The sequence below is a fragment of the Variovorax boronicumulans genome, assembly GCF_029892485.1.
GTDB lineage: Bacteria > Pseudomonadota > Gammaproteobacteria > Burkholderiales > Burkholderiaceae_C > Variovorax > Variovorax boronicumulans_B.
This window is the reverse complement of record NZ_JARXVG010000011.1, coordinates 92,406-116,074: the sequence shown is the minus strand read 5'-3', so window position 1 is coordinate 116,074 and position 23,669 is coordinate 92,406. Positions and strand designations below refer to the sequence as shown.

At 64.7% G+C, this 23,669-nt stretch carries 23 protein-coding genes; 16 read left to right on the top strand and 7 right to left on the bottom strand.

The window, feature by feature from the left end; translation table 11 throughout:
• Window positions 1-3 precede the first annotated feature (3 nt).
• Window positions 4-618: a CDP-alcohol phosphatidyltransferase family protein gene (locus M2282_RS23445; RefSeq protein ID WP_280811170.1), complete on the bottom strand. Its 615-nt coding sequence runs from the start codon at window positions 616-618 to the stop codon at window positions 4-6.
• Between the two features lie 82 nt (window positions 619-700).
• Here M2282_RS23445 and ruvB point away from each other — a divergent pair, with 82 nt between their 5' ends.
• Complete coding sequence (gene ruvB, locus M2282_RS23440; protein WP_257863962.1) at window positions 701-1,765, top strand: Holliday junction branch migration DNA helicase RuvB; 1,065 nt, start codon at window positions 701-703, stop codon at window positions 1,763-1,765.
• A gap of 6 nt (window positions 1,766-1,771) precedes the next feature.
• On the top strand, window positions 1,772-2,722 hold the full coding sequence (gene dmeF / locus M2282_RS23435) for a CDF family Co(II)/Ni(II) efflux transporter DmeF (RefSeq protein ID WP_280811169.1): 951 nt from the start codon (window positions 1,772-1,774) through the stop codon (window positions 2,720-2,722).
• Between the two features lie 49 nt (window positions 2,723-2,771).
• Here dmeF and M2282_RS23430 read toward each other — a convergent pair whose 3' ends face one another.
• Together M2282_RS23430 and M2282_RS23425 are read right to left on the bottom strand one after the other, a co-directional pair.
• The gene (locus tag M2282_RS23430) at window positions 2,772-4,196 is read right to left on the bottom strand and encodes a M35 family metallo-endopeptidase (protein WP_280811168.1); all 1,425 of its coding nucleotides are present in this window, start codon (window positions 4,194-4,196) and stop codon (window positions 2,772-2,774) included.
• Between the two features lie 159 nt (window positions 4,197-4,355).
• A complete protein-coding gene (locus M2282_RS23425) occupies window positions 4,356-6,101 on the bottom strand; it encodes a lysoplasmalogenase family protein (RefSeq protein ID WP_280811167.1) in 1,746 nt (581 codons plus the stop codon).
• A gap of 356 nt (window positions 6,102-6,457) precedes the next feature.
• Between M2282_RS23425 and M2282_RS23420 the strand changes: the two genes are divergently transcribed.
• The 6 genes from M2282_RS23420 (at window position 6,458) to icmH (ending at window position 13,755) form a co-directional block, all read left to right on the top strand.
• Window positions 6,458-7,324 (top strand): UDP-2,3-diacylglucosamine diphosphatase, encoded by an 867-nt coding sequence (locus M2282_RS23420; protein ID WP_280811166.1) that lies wholly within the window; start codon window positions 6,458-6,460, stop codon window positions 7,322-7,324.
• Window positions 7,325-7,558: 234 nt separating this feature from the next.
• Window positions 7,559-7,960 (top strand): hypothetical protein, encoded by a 402-nt coding sequence (locus tag M2282_RS23415; protein WP_280811165.1) that lies wholly within the window; start codon window positions 7,559-7,561, stop codon window positions 7,958-7,960.
• On the top strand, window positions 7,957-9,030 hold the full coding sequence (locus M2282_RS23410) for a DUF4123 domain-containing protein (RefSeq protein WP_280811164.1): 1,074 nt from the start codon (window positions 7,957-7,959) through the stop codon (window positions 9,028-9,030). The genes M2282_RS23415 and M2282_RS23410 overlap by 4 nt, the downstream gene beginning before the upstream one ends.
• A gap of 3 nt (window positions 9,031-9,033) precedes the next feature.
• A complete protein-coding gene (locus tag M2282_RS23405; protein WP_280811163.1) occupies window positions 9,034-11,715 on the top strand; it encodes a T6SS effector BTH_I2691 family protein in 2,682 nt (893 codons plus the stop codon).
• A complete protein-coding gene (locus tag M2282_RS23400; RefSeq protein WP_280811162.1) occupies window positions 11,687-12,850 on the top strand; it encodes a hypothetical protein in 1,164 nt (387 codons plus the stop codon). Before M2282_RS23405 ends, M2282_RS23400 begins: the two co-directional genes overlap by 29 nt.
• Window positions 12,847-13,755 (top strand): type IVB secretion system protein IcmH/DotU, encoded by a 909-nt coding sequence (icmH, locus tag M2282_RS23395; RefSeq protein WP_280811161.1) that lies wholly within the window; start codon window positions 12,847-12,849, stop codon window positions 13,753-13,755. Before M2282_RS23400 ends, icmH begins: the two co-directional genes overlap by 4 nt.
• Before the next feature lie 15 nt (window positions 13,756-13,770).
• On the opposite strand, the gene M2282_RS23390 is transcribed toward icmH, so the two are convergent.
• On the bottom strand, window positions 13,771-14,007 hold the full coding sequence (locus M2282_RS23390; protein ID WP_280811160.1) for a hypothetical protein: 237 nt from the start codon (window positions 14,005-14,007) through the stop codon (window positions 13,771-13,773).
• Window positions 14,008-14,215: 208 nt separating this feature from the next.
• Here M2282_RS23390 and M2282_RS23385 point away from each other — a divergent pair, with 208 nt between their 5' ends.
• The 5 genes from M2282_RS23385 (at window position 14,216) to M2282_RS23365 (ending at window position 20,510) form a co-directional block, all read left to right on the top strand.
• Window positions 14,216-15,397 carry an acyl-CoA dehydrogenase family protein gene (locus M2282_RS23385; RefSeq protein ID WP_280811159.1) on the top strand — a complete coding sequence of 394 codons (1,182 nt, stop codon included), beginning with the start codon at window positions 14,216-14,218 and terminating at the stop codon, window positions 15,395-15,397.
• Between the two features lie 10 nt (window positions 15,398-15,407).
• Window positions 15,408-16,541 (top strand): acyl-CoA dehydrogenase family protein, encoded by a 1,134-nt coding sequence (locus tag M2282_RS23380; RefSeq protein WP_280811158.1) that lies wholly within the window; start codon window positions 15,408-15,410, stop codon window positions 16,539-16,541.
• Window positions 16,542-16,640: 99 nt separating this feature from the next.
• Entirely contained in the window at window positions 16,641-17,744 is a 1,104-nt protein-coding gene (locus tag M2282_RS23375) for a CaiB/BaiF CoA transferase family protein (protein WP_280811157.1), read from the top strand.
• 21 nt (window positions 17,745-17,765) lie between these two features.
• Entirely contained in the window at window positions 17,766-19,325 is a 1,560-nt protein-coding gene (locus tag M2282_RS23370; RefSeq protein ID WP_280811156.1) for a long-chain-fatty-acid--CoA ligase, read from the top strand.
• Window positions 19,326-19,361: 36 nt separating this feature from the next.
• The gene (locus tag M2282_RS23365; protein WP_280811155.1) at window positions 19,362-20,510 is read left to right on the top strand and encodes an acyl-CoA dehydrogenase family protein; all 1,149 of its coding nucleotides are present in this window, start codon (window positions 19,362-19,364) and stop codon (window positions 20,508-20,510) included.
• A gap of 25 nt (window positions 20,511-20,535) precedes the next feature.
• Here M2282_RS23365 and M2282_RS23360 read toward each other — a convergent pair whose 3' ends face one another.
• From M2282_RS23360 to M2282_RS23350, 3 genes are all read right to left on the bottom strand, one after another.
• Entirely contained in the window at window positions 20,536-20,916 is a 381-nt protein-coding gene (locus tag M2282_RS23360) for a hypothetical protein (protein ID WP_280811154.1), read from the bottom strand.
• The gene (locus M2282_RS23355) at window positions 20,913-21,737 is read right to left on the bottom strand and encodes an AP2 domain-containing protein (protein ID WP_280811153.1); all 825 of its coding nucleotides are present in this window, start codon (window positions 21,735-21,737) and stop codon (window positions 20,913-20,915) included. Before M2282_RS23355 ends, M2282_RS23360 begins: the two co-directional genes overlap by 4 nt.
• Before the next feature lie 261 nt (window positions 21,738-21,998).
• Window positions 21,999-22,190, bottom strand: a complete 192-nt coding sequence (locus M2282_RS23350; RefSeq protein ID WP_280811152.1) for a hypothetical protein — start codon at window positions 22,188-22,190, stop codon at window positions 21,999-22,001.
• Between M2282_RS23350 and M2282_RS31065 the strand changes: the two genes are divergently transcribed.
• Genes M2282_RS31065 through M2282_RS23335 form a run of 3 tightly spaced genes read left to right on the top strand, consistent with a single transcriptional unit; the run spans window position 22,189 to window position 23,347 of the window.
• Window positions 22,189-22,497 (top strand): PAAR domain-containing protein, encoded by a 309-nt coding sequence (locus M2282_RS31065; protein WP_348541745.1) that lies wholly within the window; start codon window positions 22,189-22,191, stop codon window positions 22,495-22,497. The genes M2282_RS23350 and M2282_RS31065 overlap by 2 nt on opposite strands.
• A complete protein-coding gene (locus M2282_RS23340) occupies window positions 22,494-22,763 on the top strand; it encodes a hypothetical protein (protein ID WP_280811151.1) in 270 nt (89 codons plus the stop codon). Before M2282_RS31065 ends, M2282_RS23340 begins: the two co-directional genes overlap by 4 nt.
• Entirely contained in the window at window positions 22,760-23,347 is a 588-nt protein-coding gene (locus M2282_RS23335; protein ID WP_280811150.1) for a type VI secretion system amidase effector protein Tae4, read from the top strand. Before M2282_RS23340 ends, M2282_RS23335 begins: the two co-directional genes overlap by 4 nt.
• The last annotated feature ends 322 nt before the right edge of the window (window positions 23,348-23,669 follow it).

Here is a 23,669-nt window from a genome sequence, read left to right as displayed (position 1 = left end):
TGTTCAGTGGCCGGCAGCATCGGCTTCTGCCAATGCGCGGCGAATGCGGTTGACGGTGGTCCAGGCCACGAGCGCCGCCAGCAGCGGCATCAGCCACGCCGTCCAGCCCGGCAGCGGCCAGCCCAGCGCCACGTACAGGCCGAGCGCGCCGAACACGAAGGCTCGGTCGCTCTTGCCCAGCGGCCCGTCGTAGCGGCGCGAGGCGCCCACCGTGGGACCCAGTGCGCCGGCGAATTCGCTCAGCCCGGCCAGCACGATCACCGTGCCGACCCAGAACGGGCTGAAGGGCGCCACCAGCGCAAAGGGCAGGTAGAGCGCGGCGTCGGAGACCACGTCGGTCAGTTCGTTGAGGAAGGCGCCCAGCTTGCTCTGCTGGTGGTGCTCGCGCGCCAGCATGCCGTCGATGGCGTTGAAGGCCATGCGCAGGAACATCCATGCCGGAATGAGCCCGAAGGCCGCGAGCGAGGGGGCCGCGAAGAAAAGCCAAAGCCCGAGCACGACCGAGACGACGCACGCCGCCAGCGTGACCTGGTTGGCCGTGACGCCCATGGCATGCAGGCGGACCACCAGCGGCCGCAGCAGCGCCTGGAAACGCGGCTTCAATTCGTAGATCGACACGTGCTGCCTTCCCTCGTTCGTTATATGGCCGAAGCATTCTGCCAGCGAAGGCAGGTACTAAACTCCCTTGAAAACCTACCAAATGACGATCCAGACCGACGATTTCGCACCCGCCCCCCAACGCGTGGTGTCTGCCGCCCCCGCTTCGCCTAACGAGGAGGCCATCGAACGGGCCCTTCGCCCCAAGCTGCTCGACGAATACGTCGGCCAGGCCAAGGTGCGCGAGCAGCTCGAAATCTTCATCGGCGCGGCGCGCAAGCGCAAGGAAGCGCTCGACCACGTGCTGCTGTTCGGCCCGCCCGGCCTCGGCAAGACCACGCTGTCGCACATCATCGCGGCCGAGCTGGGCGTCAACCTGCGCCAGACCTCGGGCCCGGTGCTCGAGAAGCCCAAGGACCTCGCGGCGCTGCTGACCAACCTCGAGCCCAACGATGTGCTCTTCATCGACGAGATCCATCGCCTGAGCCCTGTCGTCGAGGAAATCCTCTACCCCGCGCTGGAGGACTACCAGATCGACATCATGATCGGCGAGGGCCCCGCGGCGCGCAGCATCAAGCTCGACCTGCAGCCCTTCACCCTGGTGGGCGCCACCACCCGCGCCGGCATGCTGACCAACCCGCTGCGCGACCGCTTCGGCATCGTGGCGCGGCTGGAGTTTTACACGCCCGAAGAGCTCGCGCTGATCGTGACCCGCAGCGCCCGCCTGCTCAAGGTGGAAACCGACGCCACCGGCGGCTTCGAGATCGCCCGCCGCTCGCGCGGCACGCCGCGTATCGCCAACCGCCTGCTGCGCCGCGTGCGCGACTACGCCGAGGTCAAGGGCGATGGCCGCATCACCGAGGAAATCGCGCACAAGGCGCTCGCCATGCTCGACGTCGATCCGCAGGGCTTCGACCTGATGGACAGGAAGCTGCTCGAAGCCGTGATCCACCGCTTCGACGGCGGCCCGGTGGGCCTTGACAACGTCGCGGCCAGCATCGGCGAGGAGCGCGACACCATCGAGGACGTGATCGAGCCCTACCTCATTCAGCAGGGCTACCTGCAGCGCACGCCGCGCGGGCGCATCGCCACGCTGGCGGCCTACCGCCACCTGGGCGTGACGCCGCCCTCCAGCCGTTCCGACGGACAGGATCTTTTCGGAGTCTGAAGACCCATGCACACCCATGACCTGAGCGCCTGGCAGCACGACCACCAGTTCGGCGCCGGCAATGCCGCCGCCGAGCGCAGCACGCGCCTCGTGATGTGGATCACCGCCGCGATGATGGTGATCGAGATCGGCGCCGGCTGGTGGTTCAACTCGATGGCGCTGCTGGCCGACGGCTGGCACATGAGCTCGCATGCGCTGGCCATCGGCCTCAGCGCCTTTGCCTATGCGGCCGCGCGCCGCTATGCACGCGACCCGCGCTTCGCATTCGGCACCTGGAAGATCGAAGTGCTCGGCGGCTTCGCGAGCGCGCTGCTGCTGCTCGGCGTGGCGGCGCTGATGGTGGTGGGCTCGCTGGAGCGGCTGTGGTCGCCTTCGGCGATCCACTACCCCGAGGCGATTTCGGTGGCGGTGCTGGGGCTGGTGGTCAACCTGGTCTGCGCGCGGCTGCTGGGCGGCACGCACCACGACCATGGGCATCACCACCACGGGCATGATCACGGTCATTCGCATGAACACGGCCATGACCTGAATCTGCGCTCCGCCTACATGCACGTTTTGGCCGACGCCGCCACCTCGGTGCTCGCCATCGCGGCATTGCTCGGCGGCTGGTTCTACGGCTGGGCGTGGCTCGACCCGGCCATGGGAATCGTCGGCGCGGTGCTGGTCGCCAGCTGGGCCCGGGGCCTGCTGAAGGAAACCGGCAAGGTGCTGCTCGACCGCGAGATGGACCACCCGGTCACCGAAGAGATCCGCGAAGGGGTGGAGACCACGCTGGCCGGTTCGGAAACCCGCGTGGCCGACCTGCACGTCTGGCGCGTGGGGCGCGATGCCTATGCCTGTGCGCTCACGGTGGTGACTCATTCACCGACGCTCACCGCCGACGAGGTGCGCGCCTGCTTCTCGATGCACGAGGAGATTCGCCACTCGACGGTGGAAATCCAGCGCTGCGCGGATTAGGTTTTCACCGCCTCCCGCTGCGCAAAGAGGGCGATGAGGCTTCGCGCCTTCAGTGCTTGACACCGGGAATCGGCACCGGCATGCAGTCGGGTATGTCTTTCATGGGCGGCGCCATGTTGATGCCTGCGTAGTTGCCGTCGAGGGTCGACCACGTGGGCGGATAGACATTCGATGAGACGTGCAACTTCGCTCCATCGAAAAGAACGCGGACTGCGCGCGCCGCTTCCAGGGCCCGGCGTTGTGCCAACTGCTTCGCATCGGGAGTGGTCTCGCGTGCAACGCCCTCGATATCTGCAGCCTCCAGGTGCGGGTACAGGCGCCGGAAGTGATCCAGCTTGTTGGCCAGCAGAACGATCTGATCTCGGCCCAAGGTCGCAGAGCCCTCATCAAAGGCCAGCATGATCATCAATGGTGGCTTGCATGCTTGCGCGGCATTGCCGATGCCCGACCCGATCAGGACGCTCAGAACGAAGAAAAGAGGTCTAGTCGGCATATATAGAACGAACCCCACGATGCTGTCCGCGTTGACCCTTGCCGCGCTGGGATTGGATGCCATCAGCTTCAGGCTCTGCGTCATCTGGTAGACCGTATCGTTCGACGAAAACACGTCGTCAAAGTGAGTCACCTCATGGAGGATGGTGGCCAGCTTCGAGTCGATTCTGTAGGAAACATCGGGAAGTTCGCAAAACGGAAGCCCTATTCCGATCGTGCGCGTCTTGAGGTCGGGTTTGCACACTTCGGCGGCAAGGAGACCGATGTTGCCAGAAGGGATGCAGCCGACATTTCGCATCGCTTGCTCTGAGTAGCGTACGAAGTTCGCTTCTGTCAGTCCCTTCAATACACGGATGCATGCCTTCAGGCCCTTGTCCAGGTGCTGTCGCAAATCTTCGTCGTTCTGGCCGAACCACTTGGTCACGCGCTCTCGTTCAGGCTTTCCCCACGCCGCCAGGTCCTTGACGCGTTTTTCGACCAGATCAACGGCGAGGTCTCGCAGCCCCAAGACCTTGATCGCGAACTCCTTGTTGGTCATGTTCGGGCAGATGTTTTCCGTCTGCTCGGCCTCGGGTGGATGGCGCACTGCCGCATCGACCAGCTTCTTGCTCGCTGCAACGGCTGCGGTATCTCCAGAGAACCATCCCTGCAATGGGATCGCGCTGGCTCTGAACGCTCCAACTGCGTTGGTCATGCCGTCGTCGAAGTTCGCCGATTGCTGCAACGTGGCCACGAGCGCAGGAGGAATCGGGCAGTGACAAACCACCACGTCGCCCTCCAATGCCACCTCTCCAAGGCATTGCATGCGCCGCGGCCCGCCTGCCTTTGCGATGATGCCGACGCTGCGGCATCCCTCACAGTACGCGCGTCCTCCGATGAGCGCGACCTGATGACCATGAATTTCGGCGGTGGGCCCGCCGTAGGGCAGCACCCGGCCTCCGGGCGCGGGCGGATCGCCCACCACGATGATTTTTCTTTCCACTTTTCCCTCCCAGGACTGTTTTTGGTGGGGCATTGTGGAGAGCGGATGGCCGCCCGCGCTTGGGCGTAATTCACGAAGCCGACTTTTCTTCAATGGACGCAAGTTCCGTGATCGAAGCAGGCCGGCGGCACCCGGCCGCTCGTGGGGGCAACTGCGGCCTTAAGCGCCCGGCCTGCGAACGTGCCGCACGATCAGAATCTGCGCCGCGTAGTAAGCCGCCAGCACCCACAACTGCGCCAGCGGCAGCGGCGCGACAAAACGGTTGATTGCCAGCAGCGAATCGCTCAGCATGAAGAAGCACGCGCCCACCGCCACCCATACCGCTGACGGGTCGGCTTCGCGCAGCACCGCCGCACGCCCGATGGCCTGCGCTGCCATGCACGCGATCACCACGACATAGACCCCGACAGGAATCCGCAGCGCCGGCGGCAGCCCGCCTTGCCAGAGAAACGCGTACATGCCCGCGCCGATCAGCAGCGTTGTCGCCAGCACCCCGCGCCGCGGGAACATGCCCACGCCGATGCGGAACAGCGCGATGTACGCCAGGTGCGCGAGCAAAAAGCAAACGAGCCCCGGCACGAACAGCTTGGCCGAGCCCATCAGCAGCACGTCGCCCGCCAGCGAGGCGACCAGCCCCGCGAGCAGCAGCCCGTCGAATCGCGTGACTGCACCAGACGCCATTGCACGCCGCGCCGCAAAGACGATGGCGATCGACAGCGCCAGCGGCTTGCAGATGTGGTGCAGCCAGTCGGTGCCCAGCGCCGCGCTTGCGGCGGCCAGCGCGGCCGTCTCGACCAGCAGCACCTCGGTGACGGAAATGCGCCCCTGCAGCACGGCACCGATGGCCCACAGGCTCGCCGTCAACCCGGCCAGCCAGACGGCGGAGCGCTGCAGCGGCATGCCATCGGAGAACCAGAGAAAGAAGGCCACGCCGCCCAGCATCAGCAGGAACTGAATGCCAGCGAACCACTGCACTCCGCGGCTGACCACAGGCTCGTAGCGCGTCACTTTCGCGATGTCGAACGCCGGCTTCGGAAACCGCGCCGCCACATCGGCCGGCCGCCAGCCGGGCGGCTTGAGCCACACGCGCAGCTTGTCGGCCCAGCTGCGCGCGTGCCACGAATCCTTGGCCAGCCCCCAGTACACCTCGGCATTCGCCCACAGCGGGTCCCAACTCTTCAATTCGCCGCGCGTGCCGTAGACGCAGCGCTCGTCCTCCTCGCGGAAGGTGCCGAACATGCGGTCCCACACAATCAGGATGCCGCCGTAATTGCGGTCCAGATACGTGTCGTTCACCGCGTGGTGCACCCGGTGGTTCGACGGCGAGCAGAACCAGCGGTCGAACCAGCCGAGCTTGCCCACCTGCTCGGTGTGCACCCAGAACTGGTAGAGCAAATCGACGAGCGCCACCACGACGAACACCAGCGGCGGCACGCCGGCCACCGCCATTGGCAGATAGAAGATCCAGCCCAGCAGCGCCCCGCTCGACGTCTGCCGCAGCGCGGTCGACAGGTTGTAGTGCTGGCTCTGGTGGTGCACCACATGCGCCGCCCACAGCACCGCCGACTCGTGGCCCATGCGATGCAGCCAGTAGTAGCAGAAGTCGTAGAACACCAGTGCCAGCAGCCAGCCGTACCAGGTCGTCCAGAAGTCGCGCGCCGCGTCCTGCGGAAAGAGCGCCACCGCCGAATACACGGCCGTGTATATGCCGATGCGCAGCAGCCCCGTGAGCACCGCGCTGATCTGGCTCAGCATGCCCAGCCCGATGCTGTTGACCGCATCGGCCAGCCGGTAGGTGTCCTGCCCGGTGCCACGGCGCGCGCGCACGCGGCCCACCGCGAACTCGATCGCGATCAGAAGAAAGAACACGGGGGTCGCAAGAACGATGATCTGGCCAGGTCGCATCGCGCGATTGTGGCGTTGCCGGGCCTGTTGATGCTATTTCCGGCGCCGCGTTGGCTGTCCAAGGGGCTGGCTGCAAGGCGCCCAAGCGCAGCAAGGCTTTGCCTTGCAAGCGCGGGCAACGCCGCAGACGGCCCCTTGGACAGCCAACCCTGCGGGAAGGTATGCCAGGGCAGCCCAGTCTGCGTTGCGCTCCTTGCGTGTGCATATGCACACGCGGCGTCGCGCGCCTTGACTGGTCCGCCCTGGCATACCTTCGCGACGCCGGAAATAGCATCAACAGGCCCTGGGCCACGCGTCACCGGGATGTCACGGGTGTGCCATCGCGGCGTCATGCGCGGATGGGAGCCTACCCGTCCATGCAACGCGACGACGCTTTCCTTCGCGCATGGCGCGACACGACGACCGGGACTTCTGAGCCGGAGGACGACGATCGCCAGCGTCCACCGCTTCAGTTCCGCACGCTCTGGATCTCCGACCTGCACCTGGGCACGCCCGGCTGCCAGGCCCGCGCCCTGCTCGACTTTCTGAAGCACACCGAGTGCGAGACGCTGTTCCTGGTCGGCGACATCATCGACGGCTGGCAGCTCAAGCGCCACTGGTACTGGCCGCAGGCGCACAACGACGTGATCCAGAAGCTGCTGCGCAAGGCGCGCAAGGGCACGCGCGTGATCTTCATCCCGGGCAACCACGACGAGTTCGCCCGCAAGTACCTCCATCACAACTTCGGCGGCATCGACGTGGCCGACGAATGGATCCACGAGACGGCCGACGGCCGCAAGCTCTGGATCATCCACGGCGACCTGTTCGACGGCGTGATCCAGTGCGCCAAGTGGCTCGCCTACGTGGGCGACTCGCTCTACGAATTCACGCTCAAGCTGAACCGCCATCTCAACTCGCTGCGCGCGCGCATGGGGCTGCCGTACTGGTCGCTGTCCAAGTACCTCAAGGGCAAGGTCAAGCGCGCGGTGAGCTACGTGGGCGATTTCGAGAACGCGGTGGCACGCGAGGCCCGCAAACGCGGCGCGCAGGGCGTGGTGTGCGGCCACATCCACCACGCAGAGATGCGCGACATCGACGGCATCCTCTACTGCAACGATGGCGACTGGGTCGAAAGCCTGACGGCGCTCGCCGAGCATGCGGACGGCACGCTGGAGATCATCGATTGGGCCGAGCACATGCCGGTGGCGTCGAAGGGGATGGCACGGGAAGTCGTTGCGGTCTGAATCGCGGCCGATTGCTCGCGGCGGTGCGGTGATGCCTTGACGTTGCTGCTCGCCATATTCGAGGATTGAAGTCGGCACGGGCCAATTGATGGGAGTTCTGGCTTCGAAGCCGTGAATTTTTGCGTTCTTGCGTCTCCCATCGCCGTGGTGGTAGTCGTTTGACTATTGTTTGCGAATGTGCGGCTTGTGTGTGCCCCAGACTTTTTGGATTGCCATCCATCAAGCCTGTCGCTCGTGCCCCAAACTCTCTCCGTCATCAGCACCGCCATCCCTACAAGCCTGGGGCTACCCGCACTGGTGCCAGTGCGGCTTGCCGGCCGGGAAGGTGTCAACGGCCTCTTCGAATATGAAATCATCCTCAGGACCCCCAATGCGCTGAACCTCGGCGCAAGCGGCGCAGCTGATTACAACCTGGACGGCTTCATCGGGCACGCCGTGACTTGCGTGAGCGGGCTCGACGGCGAATACAGCGCCGGCAGCATTCCCAAGGAGACGGCCGGCAAGTACACCAACCATGCGGCAATCCATGGCTATGCTCCGGCCGATTCCAAAGCGCCCGAAAAGTTGAACGGCGAAGCCTGCGGCACCAAGGAAATGGCCGCTGACAAGGGTGGCAACTCGGTGTCGCGCCGATGATCGACGGCGTTGGGGCCGAAGGTCGAGCTGCCAATGGCGAAGAATTGCTCAATGCGCTCATCCAAGGCTGGAATGCGTTGACCGTGCTTCCGTCCAGGGAGTCCGCAGACGCACGCAAGCGCGAGAAGGAGGCGCTCCCCCAGCGGGCCTACCTGGTATTCAACCGCTGGGATGGCAATCCTCTGGCACGAGAGCTGTGTGAACAGTTTCCGAAATGGGCGCGCGACCGCATCAACGTGCCCGACAGTTACTTCGAGTATCGCGAAGAGCGTGCACCGTGCCTGCTGGAGTTGCCCGAAGAGTTGGTTGTCTCCATCCCCGGACTCAAGATTCGAGACGTGCGCGCATGGTTGGCGCATTGTCTGGAGGTCGCTTCCCAGCGGGCGAACGAACGCGTCACCAAGCAGGACTTCTGCGGCGTGGTCATCAGCCCGGAATCGGAGCAGAAAATCGTCCGGCATTGGGTTGGCCTGGGCGATCAACGACCGCCGGGCAGTGAAGACAGCGTGCTGTTTCGCTACCACGACCCGCGCGTCATGCAGCGGGTCTGGCCTGCGCTGAGTCCCCTGCAGCAAAGCCGGTGGCTCGGGCCGGTCACGCAATGGTGGTCGCTCATGCAACCCTGGGGCCCCTTGCGCGACAGGCCCGAGCCTGCCCAATGGTTCCGTGCCAAAGCGCCGGTGCTTCCCTGCGGAGCGCAGGCGGGTGGATCGCCGCGCGATCTGCTCGACGAAGCGCAGTGGTTCCTCTCGGGCATCTCGCCGGACGCCAACTCGATCTGGCGCAGCTATGCCAAGCACGACGTACCGCCCGACGCCCAGCCCGATCCGGAAAGCTTGCAGCAAATGCTGGCCGATGCCGCGCGCATGAACCTGAAAAACATCGACCTCGAAGACTATGTCTGGATCACCTGGATGCACGCCCCCAAGGAAGGCCCGGCGCGCGCCATGGACTGGAGCCTGCCGCACCTCGCACCGACTTTGAACCGGATCGAAGACCAGCTGCGCGATAGGCCCGACGCCAGTTTTTCGATGCTTCTGAACGAGACCATTCAGCCTCAGAAAAGATAAGCCATGGCTTGCAAGAACCCCTGTGATCAATGCGCCCAAAGCGGAGTGCCGATTCTGTTCACGCGCTACGCTGCCGCCTACAGTTGCACCGAGAGAGGCGCGGCGGCGCTGGAAAAGCTCAAGCCCGGCGGCAACTTCAGGAGCCAGCCAGGCGGCGTGGCGCTCCAGACAGCCCAGTACAACGTGCGCATGCTGCGCGCTGGCTACTTGTACATCCGCATCGAAACCAACTGCCGGCGCCCCGCCTGGTTCGGCTACGCAGTGCATTCGCATGGCTACCTGACCCGATTCGATGTCGATCACCCGAACGAAGCCGAAGGCCTTGCCGCATGCAGTCCGCAGGATTGGGGGGCCAACAGAAGCCTTGTGTGGATCAAGGGTGCTGGAGATGTCACGAAGCTGAACTATCTGTTCCACCCCGACCCGGTGGACCCCGACCACTTGAACAGTGTCATCGACAAGGACCTCGACAAGTACACGCAGAGTTTCGACGTGGCCAGCTGGATCAACGGCCGAAAGGCCGCGCCCGACACCGCTGTGCCCACTCCAGACGCAGGTGGCTGGAACGTGGCCGAATTCAAGGCGCTGAAGGACGAAGCCGTTCGCAACGCGTTGGATCCCCAGTTGTACGGCCTGATGGGCGGCAATGCAGTGGAGCGCGGGTGGGGCGACCATGAAGAGACCAGGACTGTGGACACCCCCTCCTACACCCCAATGGGCGACTATGCCGGGGCATATCCGACCACGGAGACCGTCACCATCAGGCAACCCGACTACGCGGGTGCCCACGGCAAGCGCCTGCAAAAAATCACCAAACTCCTGGCCGACAACAGTGGTGCCATCGTCGCGTGCGAAGACGCCATTGGTATTGCGCAGGAACTGGGGCACCTGCAGGCCGAGGCGCAAACCATCTACAGCCACTGGCAGGCATCGAGTGCCACAGGGCATCACAAGGACGTGAGCAACGAATGGGTGTTCCAGACGGCGGTCGGGGCGCAGGGCCTGATCGCGCTCGCACAACAAGGCGCGGTCGCGCGCGTTGACCGAGGCTATGCGGAGTCGGCACGCATCCATGCGCCGCTGCCGCGCGATCCCCAGGAAGCCGCCAAGGAAAGCGCACTTCGGAGCGCAGCGCGCGCGGCCAACCACCATCGCGAACTCGGCAACGCCCAGTCGGCCATTCAGCTCGCTTGCAACCAATGGTTCGATCAGGCTGCGGCACGCGACATCCTGCAGGAGCAAAAATTCCGGCAGGGGCAAGCGCAAGACAAAGTGGCAGCGCTGGGCCGCGATCAGAACAAATGGGTGCTCAGCAGTACGCTGCTCTCTGCCCTGGGCCGCTTCAGCAATCAGGATGGAAAGATCAACAAGCCCGGCGGCGGTGCCGCATCGAGCCTGCATCTCGCGCAGTGCCTGTCCGGCCTGGAAACGCATGAAGCTGGCCGGCAGGCACTGTTGGCAATGAATCCGTGGGGCGGCAGCCTGCTGTCGCGCGTGATGTGCTTCAACAGCGCCACCCTTCAGGCTGCCTACAAGAACCTGGAGAACGGCAAGTTGCCTGGTCCATCGATACCCGCGCCAGATCCCGAAACCGCTATGGCCGACACGCTGGCAACCAGCCTCAAATTGGTTGCCGGGCGCCTGGCCTTGGGCGACAAGGCACTGGGCTTCATCGAAGAAGCGAACAAGGCAGATGCACCCGCAATGCTGCGAAAGGCGGCGTGGGTGGGTCATGTGTTCTCCCTGCTCTCGGTGCGCGCCGCGACTGGCATCGGCGGCTTGAAAGCATCGCAACTGGAAGCGCGCATGGTGCAGCACCTGGCCCTGGCCGGCATGAGCACCATGGGCAGCACGGTACACAAAGCTGTGGCGCAGTTGCAGACCGACGTTGCAGAGAACGCCAAGCGCATCGCGTTGCGGGCCAAAAAGCTGGAGTCCATTGCCGACCCGGCCACCCGCGCTGGCAAGGCCGCGGCGCTGGAGCGCGCACGCGGTGCGGCCCCCGGCACGCGTGCCGCGATGCTGGGCGCGCTGATGGATCTGGGCGCCGCCATCATCAAGGGCAACCAGCTGGAGGCCAAGCTCGATGCGCGCAGTGCCTTCGACCTTGCAGGCCAGTTGCTGCAAGGCGTCGGCAGTCTGTATGACTGGCGCGCCAAGGCGTATGAAGCAACTATCTTCAATGGGGTGAAAGGGTATGACGTCTACAAGTACGCGGCGCACAGTGAAGGACTGGACAGCATCAACGCGCTGCATCTCAAGAGCCTGCGGGTGACGGCATTCAAGTTTCTGGGGCCGGCGGCTATGTTTTCGGTGGTGCTGGATGGGATGGATGCGTGGAAGTCCGGTCTGCGCGGGCAAAGAGGGTTGGCAATTGCGCAAGCGGCAAGCGCTTTTGGAGCCATCTTCACGATTGGGAGCGCTGGCGCAGCCATCTTCGCGGCAGGCATCGGAGCCGGTGCGGCTGCGTGGGGCATCACTGCAGCGATCTTGGGCTTGGTGGGAGCCGTGTTGGGTATCGGCGGCACGATCTTCGTGCTTCTCTTGAGCGAGGACAAGTGGATCACTTGGCTACGCGACATTCCCCTTAACAAGAAACGCAAAGGCCAGAAACCGGTACACGATAACTTGCGGGATACGCTGCAAGAGCTGGCCAATGCCAAGCGTGACCTGCAACCTGCTTGACACATCCATCATGTTTATTCGCGAAGAGGGCTATGCCCGCCTACACAGATCGGCCGTGGCAAAAAGTCGTGCACACATCAATCTGGATGGACAAAAGCAATGGCCGACCAATCGCTCTGGTGCTAGGGGCATCACGATGCCCAATGGCAGCGCCTACGCGCAGAACGAGGCCTATCTGGAGCTGTGCAATCCAGGGTGGAGTTTGCAGTGGCGCGCGGGCATCGGGAATCTCTATGTGATCTGTCCAGCGCTGCTAGTCATTTGGGGGTGGTACGGATTTGCGGTGCATCCGCTACTCTTTGCAGAGATCATCTTCTTTTGGCCGACCATAGCCTATGGAGCCGATGATTGGCCTTATCTTGTTTTTGGCTGGCTTCTTCTGCTTCCCCTGGCTCTAGCCTCCGCCTTCCTCATCTACATGTGGTTCTGCAAGATGGGCATGCGCACCTGCTTCTTCACTTCCGCACGAGGCCGCATCCGCTTCAATCGGATCACACGCAAGGTGTATGTGCTGCGTCCCCAGTACTGCGGTGGCAACGCGGTGTTCGATTGGGATCGACTGGTCGCACTGTTCGATCCCCAAAGCACCAACTACTGGGACAAGCAGGACGTTGCGATGCTGGCTCTCTACCACCCTCCCTTCGACGCCGACGACCCCACGGCCCGAGGCGAAGACTGCCTGTTCGCAGGCCCCGCCGTCACAGGCCCCAGCGGCGCAGCCCATCTGTGGGAGTACATCCGCCAGTACATGGAAACAGGTCCCACCGTCGATCGCATTCCCGCTGACGCACCCGCCAACTTCAAGGGCATCGCGCGTTACCTGCATCCTGACTACACCACCTACTGCGGCCTACCCAGCCGCCGCCAGTACCGGCTGGAGTGCAGGCCCGGCTTCATGGAAACCTTCTTTCACATGAGCAGCCAGATCACATGCAGTTGGCCGCGCTTTCCCAAGGAGTGGCAGAGCGACAGCGGCATGGGCGAGCCCGAAGACCGACCTGTGCAAACGGGCGCCGTGATGACGGCGTTGGTGTACCGGGCGCAGGGCCGGTTGAGCAAGGCGGATGAAATCGAGTTCCTCACGCAGTTCGGCACGGCGGAGGCGCTGGCTGAAGCCCAGGCGCGTAGAGATTGACTGATCGGTCGCGCCCGAGCAATCAACACCATCAAAGCAAAAATCAACAATGGATCAAGAAAATCCCGGGCACGCTCGACGCCCAGACCGTAGCGCAAGGGCCGACGCTTTCCCACACCAGGAGGCTGAAGAATCCCATGCCTCTTCGCGAAGAGTTCACGCGCACCGCTCACAACCATTTCGAGCAACTTGCCCGGCGCCTTGCCGCAGCCACCGCTCCCAATCCCCCGCCCCGGCCTCTGCTGATGAGCCCGCAAACCCTCGCGCGCCAATCTCCGCAGCCTGACCGCCTTGTTGCCGTCCAGGCGGCCCGCGTCCCTCTGATCGAGGCCGCGCGGCCGCTGCTGCTTGCGCTTGCCCGCATGCCTCGGCAACTCGATGCCGCACGGGGCAATGCCTTGCATGGTGATCTTGCGCATCAAGTCGGCACGTTCCAGTCCGTCTGCAGCGATGCCCGGATCCGCCACGAGTACATCACCGGCGCGAGCTACACGCTGTGCACCGCACTGGACGAAGCCGCGGGCTTGTCCGCTCAAACGAAGGAACCGGCCGACGACGGGCACATCTGGGCAGATCGGTTGTTGGCGATCCGGTTTCACGGCGATGGCAAAGGTGGCGAGAACGTCTTCAGGATCATGGCAAACGTACTGAAGAATCCGGCCGAGCACATCGACCTGCTGGAGCTTCAGCTCGTCGTCATCGCGCTCGGGTTTGAAGGTATGTACCGCACAGCCGGCAACGGCAAGCGCGTACTCGATGAGATTCGTCATACCCTGTGTGAAACCGTGCGCTCGTGCCGGGGCGATGCGGTGCCCGCAACGCACTGGATTGCGATAGAACGCCTGCTGTGGGCGCCTTTGCCGCCCGGCGGGATGGCCGATACAGCGGCAGATCTTTTTCGCTGAACGTCGGCCGGTCCATCAACCGCCGCGCGTTGGCTCCTTCCGGGTCGCGTGGTCGAACTGCTGCCGCCACACATCGTAGTGGCGCCACATGCTCTTGTTCATCTCATCCATCCACAGCCACCAGTTCAGCGCGAGCTTCCCGGGGTCGTGGGCGATGGGTGAAAGAGACGGGGCCGGCGGATCGGGCAATTCGTAGTCGCACAGCCGCTCGACGCTGGCGTGCGAGAAACCGGGTGTGGTGGTGGCGGGCATGGTGCTCTCCATTGAGTGCAGCGCATTCTCTGGCGCACAGAACAACTCCCGGACGCCGATTCTGCGCGGCTGCCCCACGTCGCCGCAGAGGGCTATCCCGGGTGTGCGAACGAACTACCGAAACCGGTGAGGGTTCGTCCGATCCGACGATGCCACCGCCACGCCCCGCGGGTGCACACTCGCCGCTGCACTCCAACGGGACCCCATCATGGCCTGGACACTCAGCGCAGCCGAATCGGCATTCCAGAACGAGGTTCGCGACTTCCTCTCGCGCGAGCTGACACCCGAACTCCGCGCCGCCGGCCGGCGCTGCTCGGGCATCTTCAGCGACTACGCCGAAGGCAACGGCTGGCACCGCATCCTGGCCAAGCGCGGCTGGAGCGTGCCGCACTGGCCCGTCGAGCACGGCGGCACGGGCTGGACGCCGATGCAGCACTACCTTTTCGCAGCCGAGCTGGCCGCGGCCGACGCGCCGCAGCGCGCGCCCATGGGGCCGGGCATGGTCGCGCCGGTGATCGTCGCCTTCGGCACCGAGGCGCAGAAGCGCGCGTGGCTGCCGGGCATCCGCTCGGGTGAGGACTACTGGTGCCAGGGCTACTCGGAGCCGCAGTCGGGCTCCGATCTGGCCTCGCTGCAATGCAAGGCCGTGCGCGATGGCGACCACTACGTCATCAACGGCACCAAGATCTGGACCACCCACGCGCAGTACGCCAACCGCATGTTCTGCCTGGTGCGCACCGCCTCGGGCGGCAAGCCGCAGCAGGGCATCAGCTTTCTGTGCTTCGACATCCCGGCACCGGGCATCACCATCCGGCCGATCATCAGCATCTCGGGCGATCACGAGCTGAACCAGGTGTTCTTCGACGATGTGCGCGTGCCCGCCGAGGGACTCATCGGCGAAGAGAACCAGGGCTGGACCATCGCGAAATACCTGCTGCAGCACGAGCGCGGCGGCGCGTGGACGCCGATGCTGCGCGCGCGCCTGCGCCGGCTGCACGCGGCGGCGGATGCGATCACCGATGCGCAAGAGGCCGACGACCTGGCCCTGCGCCTGGCCGAAGCCGAATGCGCCATCGACGCGCTTGAGGCCACCGAGCTGCAATCGCTGCGTGCGCAGGCCCGCGGAGAGCCGCTCGGCATCCGCCCCTCGATGGGCAAGGTGCTCGGCTCCGAGCTGCGCCAGCGGCTGACCGAACTCGGCGTCGAGATCGCCGGCCACTACGCTGCGGTCAACCTGCCGCTGGACGACGGGCTGCAGGGCGAACTGCCGATCCCGGAGGAGGCCGTGTTCTCGATGTCGGCCTACCTCAACGACCGCGCCGCCTCCATCTACGCCGGCTCCAACGAGGTGCAGCGCAACATCGTCGCGGCCCACCTGCTGGCCCGCTGAGGTCCTTGTCATGAGCACACTCACTACCGAAACCGACGACACCCTCGCGATGCTGCGCGACAGCCTCGCGCGCTACCTCGACGACCACCACGGCTTCGAACAGCGCCTGCATGCGCTCGCGAAGGCCGACGATGCGCCGCCGCCGTTCTGGCAGGGCCTCTCGCGCGAACTCGATCTGCTGGGCGCCGCACTGCCCGAATCGCAAGGTGGCCTGGGCCTGGGCATGGCCGCGCACCTCGCGCTGATGGAAACACTGGGCGGCGCGCTCGCGGCCGAGCCCTATCTCTCGACGATGGTGATCGGCGCCGGCCTGCTGCAGCGCCATCCCGGCGCACAGACCGATACGCTGCTCGCGCGCATCGTCGCGGGGCTGGCCGTGCTGGCCTTCGCGCACAGCGAGCCGCAAAGCCGCCACGAGCGCACCGACGTGCAGGCGCAGCTGGTGCGCGAGGGCGACGGCTTCCGGCTCGATGGCCTCAAGGCCGTGGTGCAGGCTGCGCCGTGGGCCAGCCACTTCATCGTCTCGGCGCGCAGCGGCCAGGGCCTGTCGCTGCTCGTAGTGCCTAAAGACACGCCCGGCCTGCGCCTGCGCGCCTACCCGACGCGCGACGGCAACCGCGCGGCCGACATTGCCTTCGACAACGTGCGGCTGCCCGCCGAATCCCTGCTCGGCACCGAAGGCGGCGCGCTGCCGCAGATCGAACGCGCGCTCGACGAGGCCACGCTCGCCATCTGCGCCGAATCGGTCGGCGTCATGCGCCGCCTGCTGCGCGACACGCTTGACTACGTGCGCCAGCGCAAGCAGTTCGGCGTGCCGATCTCCAGCTTCCAGGTGCTGCAGCATCGCCTGGCCGACATGCACATGGCGCTGGAGCAGGCCGCGGCGCTCACCGCGAGCGTCGGCGAAATCGTCGACGCCGCGAGCGATGACGAACGCGCTCGCGCGGTCTCGTCCGCCAAGGTGGCCGCCGCCAAGGCCTGCAAGGCCGTGGGGCAGGGCGCAGTGCAGCTGCACGGCGGCATGGGCATGACCGAGGAGTTGGCCATCGGCCACTACGTGCGCCGCGCCACGCTCATCGAAGGCCAGTTCGGGCCGCCCGCTTGGCATCTGCGCCGCGTGGCGAAATTGCGCGCCTCCATATAGAAGGAGACAGAGAAGGAGATAACAGGCGCATTCGTCGCTTTGGACGATGCACCCCCGCCGCCCCCGGGCCAAGATGCCTCCACATACAGGAGACAGACCATGGCAGGTCCATTGCAAGGCCTTCGGGTGATCGAGATGGCGGGCATCGGCCCCGGCCCGTTCTGCGCGATGCTCTTCGCCGACATGGGCGCGGAGGTGATTCGCATCGAGCGCCCCGGCACGCGCACCGCGCCCCACGACATCCTCGCGCGGGGCCGCAGCACGCTGCAGATCGATCTGCGCGCGGAAGGCGCGGCGTCGTCCGTGCTCGACGCCATCGCCAAGGCCGACGTGCTCATCGAGGGCTTCCGCCCCGGCGTGATGGAGCGGCTGGGCCTGGGCCCCGCCGAATGCCATGCGCGCAACCCGCGCCTGGTCTACGGCCGCATGACCGGCTGGGGCCAGCACGGCCCGCTCTCGCACGCGGCGGGCCACGACATCAACTACATCGCCATCAGCGGCGCGCTGCACGCCATCGGCCGCGCGGGCGAGCCGCCGGTGCCGCCGCTCAACTACGTGGGCGACTTCGGCGGCGGCGCGATGCTGCTGGCCTTCGGCATCCTCGCCGCGCTGCACGAAGCCAAGGGCTCGGGCCTGGGGCAGGTGGTCGATGCGGCGATGACCGACGGCGCGGCGCTCCTGTCTTCGATGATGTACGGCTTCAAGTCGGCCGGCATGTGGAGCAACCAGCGCGGCGAGAACATGCTCGACGGCGGCGCGCACTTCTACGACACCTACGCCTGCGCCGACGGCAAGTACGTGGCCGTGGGCGCCATCGAGCCGCAGTTCTATGCGCTGCTGCGCGAGCGCTGCGGCATCGCCGACGACACCGCCTTCGATGCGCAGATGGACGCCGACCGCTGGCCGCTGCTCAAGCTGCGCATGGCCGACCTGTTCCGCACCCGCACGCGCGACGAATGGTGCGTGCTGCTCGAAGGCAGCGACGCCTGCTTCGCGCCCGTGCTCGACTGGGACGAGGCGCCCGAACATCCGCACAACGTGGCGCGCGGCACCTTCGCGAACGTCGGCGGCGTCGTGCAGCCCGCGCCCGCGCCGCGCTTCAGCCGCACCGCGCCCGTGATGCCGCCCGCCATTGCGAAGGACGACGGCGAAGCGATGCTGCGCCGATGGGCAGCGACGACAGTGCCCGTCACGGTCAGCTGAAAAAACAGGGAGACGATACCCATGTTCCTCACCCAGCTCCTGCACAAGGGCCGCCGCGAGAAGGCCCGCGCCACCGCCGTGGTCTGCGGCAGCCAGCGCCTGGACTTCGGCCAACTCGCCGACCGCGTCGCGCGGCTGGGCGCCGTGCTGCAGAAACTCGGGATGCAGAGCGGCGACCGCGTCGGCATGATGAGCCTCAACTCGCACCGCTTCGTCGAGTACTTCTTCGGCACCTGGTGGGGCGGCGGGGTCATCAACCCCGTCAACATCCGCTGGAACCCGAAGGAGGTCGCGTATTCGCTGGACGATTGCGACACCCGCATCCTGCTGGTCGACGATCTCTTCGCCCCGATGGCGCCCGCGCTGCGTCAGCTCTCCACCTCGCCGCGCACCGTGGTCTATTGCGGCGACGGCGTGGTGCCCGAAGGCATGGCCGGCTACGAGGCGCTGCTCGCCGAAGCCGAGCCCATCGACGACGCGCCGCACAGCGCCGACGAACTCGCCGCCGTCATGTACACCGGCGGTACCACCGGCCAGCCCAAGGGCGTGATGCTCACGCACGGGAGCATGTACATCAACGCGCTCGGCACCGTCGCCGCATTGCCGCGCGACACGCAGGATGCGGTGGCCATCGTCGCGGCGCCCATGTTCCACATCGCCGGCTGCGGCATCGCGCTGCAGAGCCTGCAGCGGCTGGTGCCCATTCACGTGGTGCCGATGTTCGATGAGCTTGCGGTGCTGCAGACCCTGCAGTCGGCGCGCATCACCGAGATGTTCCTGGTGCCGACCATGATCAAGCGCGTGATCGAGCATCCGCGCTTCGCGGAGTTCGACCTCTCGCACCTGCGGCTGCTGTCCTACGGCGCGGCGCCCATCGACGCGGCGCTGCTCGACCAGGCCATGCGCGCCTTTCCGCGCACCGCGTTCGCGCAGGTCTACGGCATGACGGAGCTCTCGCCCGTGGTCACTGCGCTGCCCCCGCACTGCCACCAGCCCGGGCCCGACCGCGAGCGCCTGCTGCGCTCGGCCGGCACGCCCATTGCCATCGCGGAAGTCCGCATCGTCGATGGCGACGACAACGAACTGCCCCTCGGCCAGGTCGGCGAGATCGTCGCGCGCGGGCCGATGGTGATGAAGGGCTACTGGAACAAGCCGCAGGAAACCGAGGCTGCGCTGCGAGGCGGCTGGATGCACACCGGCGACGGCGGCTTCATGGACGCGCACGGCTTTGTCTACGTGGTGGACCGCATGAAGGACATGATCGTGAGCGGCGGCGAGAACGTGTATTCGGCCGAGGTCGAGAACGCCATCGCCCAGCTGCCGCAGGTGCTGATGTGCGCCGTGATCGGCGTGCCCGACGACAAGTGGGGCGAGCGCGTGCATGCTGTGATCGTGCGGCGCGAAGGCATGGCGCTGGAGGCCGAGGCCGTCATTGCGCACTGCCGCGAACAGATCGCCACCTACAAGTGCCCGCGCAGCGTGGAGTTTCGCGATGCGCTGCCGCTCTCGGCCGCGGGCAAGCTGCAGAAATTCCAGTTGCGCGAGCCCTTCTGGGCCGGCAGGACGCGCCGCGTCGGCTGACCGGCGACATTTTCAGAACTGCAAAGGACAACGCCAATGCCCATCGATTTCAGCCGCTCCTGGAGCGACGAAGACCTGGATCTCTATCGTGACAACGTGGTGCGCTTCGTCGAAACCGAAGTGCTCCCGCACGACGAAGAAGCCCGCAAGCGCGGCCACGTGGGCCACGAGGTCTGGCGCAAGGCCGGCGCGCTCGGCCTGCTGTGCGCCGACATTCCCGACGACTACGGCGGCGCCGGCGGCGACTTCCGCCACGAGGCGGTGGTGTACGAAGAGATGTCGCGCCGCGGCCTGACCGGCATGGCCACCTCGGTGCACGCCATCGTGGCGCACTACGTCTTCAACCACGGCACCGAGGAACAGAAGCAGCGCTATCTGCCCCGCATGGCGAGCGGCGAGCTGGTCGGCGCCATCGCCATGACCGAGCCCGGCGCCGGTTCCGACCTGCAGGGCGTGCGCACCCGCGCCGAGAAAAAGGACGGCGGCTACCTCATCAACGGGTCGAAGACCTTCATCACCAACGGCTACCTCGCCGGCCTGGTGCTGGTGGTGTGCAAGACCGACCCTGCGCAGGGCGCCAAGGGCACCTCGATCCTCATCGTCGAGACCGAGGGCTGCAAGGGGTTCCGCGTCGGCCGCGTGCTCGACAAGATCGGCATGAAGGCGCAGGACACTTCCGAGCTCTTCTTCGACGACGTGCGCGTGCCCACCGATGCGCTGCTCGGCGGCCAGGAGGGCCAGGGCTTCTTCCAGTTGATGAGCGACCTGCCGTATGAACGCACCATCATCGGCGTGAGCGCGCTCGCGGCCATGGAAGGCGCCTACCAGGCGACGCTCGACTACGTGCGCGACCGCAAGGCCTTCGGCAAGCCGATCGCCGAGTTCCAGAACACCAAGTTCAAGCTTGCCGAGATCGCCACCCAGATCAAGGTGGGCCGCGCCTTCATCGACCGCTGCGTCGAAGACCTCGTGGCCGGCCGGCTCGACACCGCCACCGCCTCCATGGCCAAGCTCTGGGGCACCGAAGCGCAGGGCCGCGTGATGGACGAATGCCTGCAGCTCTTCGGCGGCTACGGCTACATGAGCGAATACATGGTCGCGCGCATGTATGCCGACGCGCGGGTGCAGCGCATCTACGGCGGCACCAACGAGATCATGAAAGAGGTGATTTCGCGGGCGCTCTGAGGCAGCGCCGCTGCCGATGCCGCGCTCAGGTCAGCCGGCGGATCTCGGCGCGTGCGATCTCGCGGTGGTGGTACGAGGGCGAGATGCCGATGAACCGCGTGTAGCGCTCCACCGCGCCCACGGTGTTGCCCGTGTCTTCCAGCTCCAGCGCCTCGAGCATGAACTGGGTGAAGAGCTTGTTGGCGTCGGCCTCGCGGTCGGACGCGGCGAGCGTCTTGGGCCGCAGCTCGGGCCGTATCGCGAAGATCCTGCGCTGCACTTCCATCACCTCGAGCAGCGCGCGGCCGATGCCCTCGATGTTCTCGGAGGTCGGCTCCAGCTGCGCCTCGTGCACCTCCGTGGCGGCCTGGTCGAGCAGATGGGAAGCTACCCGCAGCAGCTGATGGAGGGGCTTGAGGTTCCTCATGGCCGGGCCGTCTGGCCGCCGGCCCTGTGCTGGAAGGAGAGTTCTGGCGGCGACTGCTTTTGTTGCTGTGGTTGCGGCTGCAACTGTTGCTGCTCGGCATCCTTGAGCTTCTGCGCGAGCTGGCGCGCGCGTTCGGCAATGGCGAGGCTCTTGGCCATGTCGTGGCCGTGCTCCTTGACCGAGAAGGCCTTGCACACGCTGCCCTTGCCTGCGGTGAACGTCGTTGCCAGCCAGTAGCCGGGATGGCCCGCATTGGGCATCTTGAACTGCACCCCGCTCACGCCGCTGGAGTTGGTGCAGCGGGTGATCTCGGACTTGGAGCGCTTGATGGCGCGCGGGCCCGGCGGCTGCACCGTCATGCCCTGGCGGATCGCCTCTTCGGCCGGATGCAGCCGCGCCAGGCCCGACATGCGGGCGAGCTGCTTCTCGCGCTCCTGGATGGCGAGGGCCAGTGCCGCGTTGCCCGTGGAATCGACCGGGAAATCGGTGCGAAGAATCTCGTCCTGCCCGATGTAGGTCTTGGCGACCCACGCCCGCACCCGGCCGCCGGAGGCGACCTGGCAGAAGACGCCTGAAACGCCCGTGGTGTTGTTGGCCCGGAGCTTTTCGGCCCGCGTGCGCCGCGCCACCGGCGGCACGTTGCGCACCACGGCATCGCGCCAGTCCTGCGCCTGGACCAGGGCCTGTTCAATGCCGCCGTAGCTCGCCTTGCCGAACTGCTTGTAATAGCGGGTGCCGTTACGCACGAGCGAGACCTCGTAGCCCCAGGGGCGAGGGGCGATGCCGTACATGGCGGCGGGGTTGGGGATACCTCTGGGCATTGCTCGACGTACGCCTGTGCTGTTCTGACAGGGATGCTATGAAATGCGGAATGGTGGCGGTATCACCGATTTCCGTAGTCCGAGGGGTTCGAGGCCGTGATGGAGCGGCGGTAGAGCAAGGGGGCGCATCCAACGTGCGTAGCGTCACCACCCGATCCATGCTTTTTTTGAAGGTTGGACAGGCTGCAATAGCAGCTTGGCGTGCCTCGCAGCCTCAGCGTCGTTGCGCTCGAATTTTCATTAAACAATGAAGAAGGCCAATTATTTCTTGGCCGAGGTTGCCGTCTGTTTTTTTGCCATGGCCGGTGACATATCACGAATCGTCCAGATCATTTGGCGCCCTTCTGCCCTAATGACGTACGCTAAAAATTGCTCGGCAAGCATCGGATGATGAGCGACCAGGAATTTCATTCTAGGAACCGCTGACATTTGCAAATCCGAGCGAAGCTTCATGCATATTTTGAACCGGCACTACAGGAGCAATATGAGCGATATTGGGCGGAGCACAAATGAAAAAGACGGAACACTTCGTGGCACGATCTATCAGGGAGATATGACTTCTCATGGTGGTGTTGTAGTAGGTGCCTCAGGGCATATGACGAAGGCCGATGGAAAGGCAAACGCCCGCGTGGGCGATATGGTGACTTGTCCCCGGTGCCGGCCGCACGTCTTCCCGATCGTCACTGGTGACGACACAATCACCGATTGGGGCATCGCTGACCGCGAAACGGAGACGTTATCGGCTGTGGAGCCGTGTTGATTGCCAAGTCTGCGCCAGCGAACACCATGGCGGCCGCGATGGCAATGCGAAATATTGCGGAGTTTCGATACGACGAAAGGGTAAGGCTGAGTCACGAGTTGATCGCTGGCTTGCCCTATTACATCGAAGTTTCCGATGGGAGAAAATACAGCGGCCGAGTCGACGAGGACGGCCATCTGCCAAGAATTTTCACGGAATTTGCAGACACCTATAAGATTTATTGGGGCGACGAGGCATTGGCAAGAATGGAAGAGGAACAGGCATGAGTTCTGCCCTCAAACAAGAATTCAATGTCCAGACCAATCTGCTCGATGGGTCAATATGTACCGTCCAAGTGCCGGCGATAAGGTTTGCCGATTTATGGGCAAGCTATCCGGACGAGGCGCCCTATGTCGATCCGAAAACCGGTGAGCCGCCAAAAGGGTACGAAGACCAATGTGCCATCAAGGTCAGCGTGGCCATCCTCGGCGCCGGCGGGAAAATGAAATCCTTCAAGGGAGCGACCGTGAATGTGGGAGGCGAAAAACTGGCAATCCGCGCTCAAGAGCTTGCGGGATGGCTTGCGCTGCAGCCTCTTTGTGGCTTACCGAGGAAGCCCGAAAACGTAACGGGTAAGGATTGGCAGGACAAAATAAAAGGTCGAACCGGAATAATCTTTTTCAAAGACTACTGGTTGCGAAAAGGTGAGAAAACGGCAACGGGCGATCACGTGGATTTATGGAACAAATCGAGGTTGACTCCAGGCTGGGCGAGTTTTTACCGATTCACCCTTGGATTCAGTAGCTCTTGGCTTTTCGATCTTTCGGATTTTTCTAATTCCAGGGAGATTTTATTCTGGGAAGTAAAATGAAAAGAGCTATATATGCTGTGCTATTTGGACTTTGCGGATTGATATCTGTCTGCATCGCCATTTCGATTGCGGGCCGAATAAATATGGAGGGAATATTTCCTGGTAGATACCTCAATGGTTGCTGGGAGGCAGATCACTGCCGGATTCCTTTGTGGTATTGGATAGGTGTTGCATTTTTTATAACCTCTCCAATTGTGGTGTTCGCATATCGTGGATATTGCTTGAGCAAAAATCGCATTTCGATTGCTGCCGTGACGAAGCAAGCCGGCATACTATTATTAATGACCGTGGTATTCGAGGTTTTCGGTCGGATAGTTGCCTT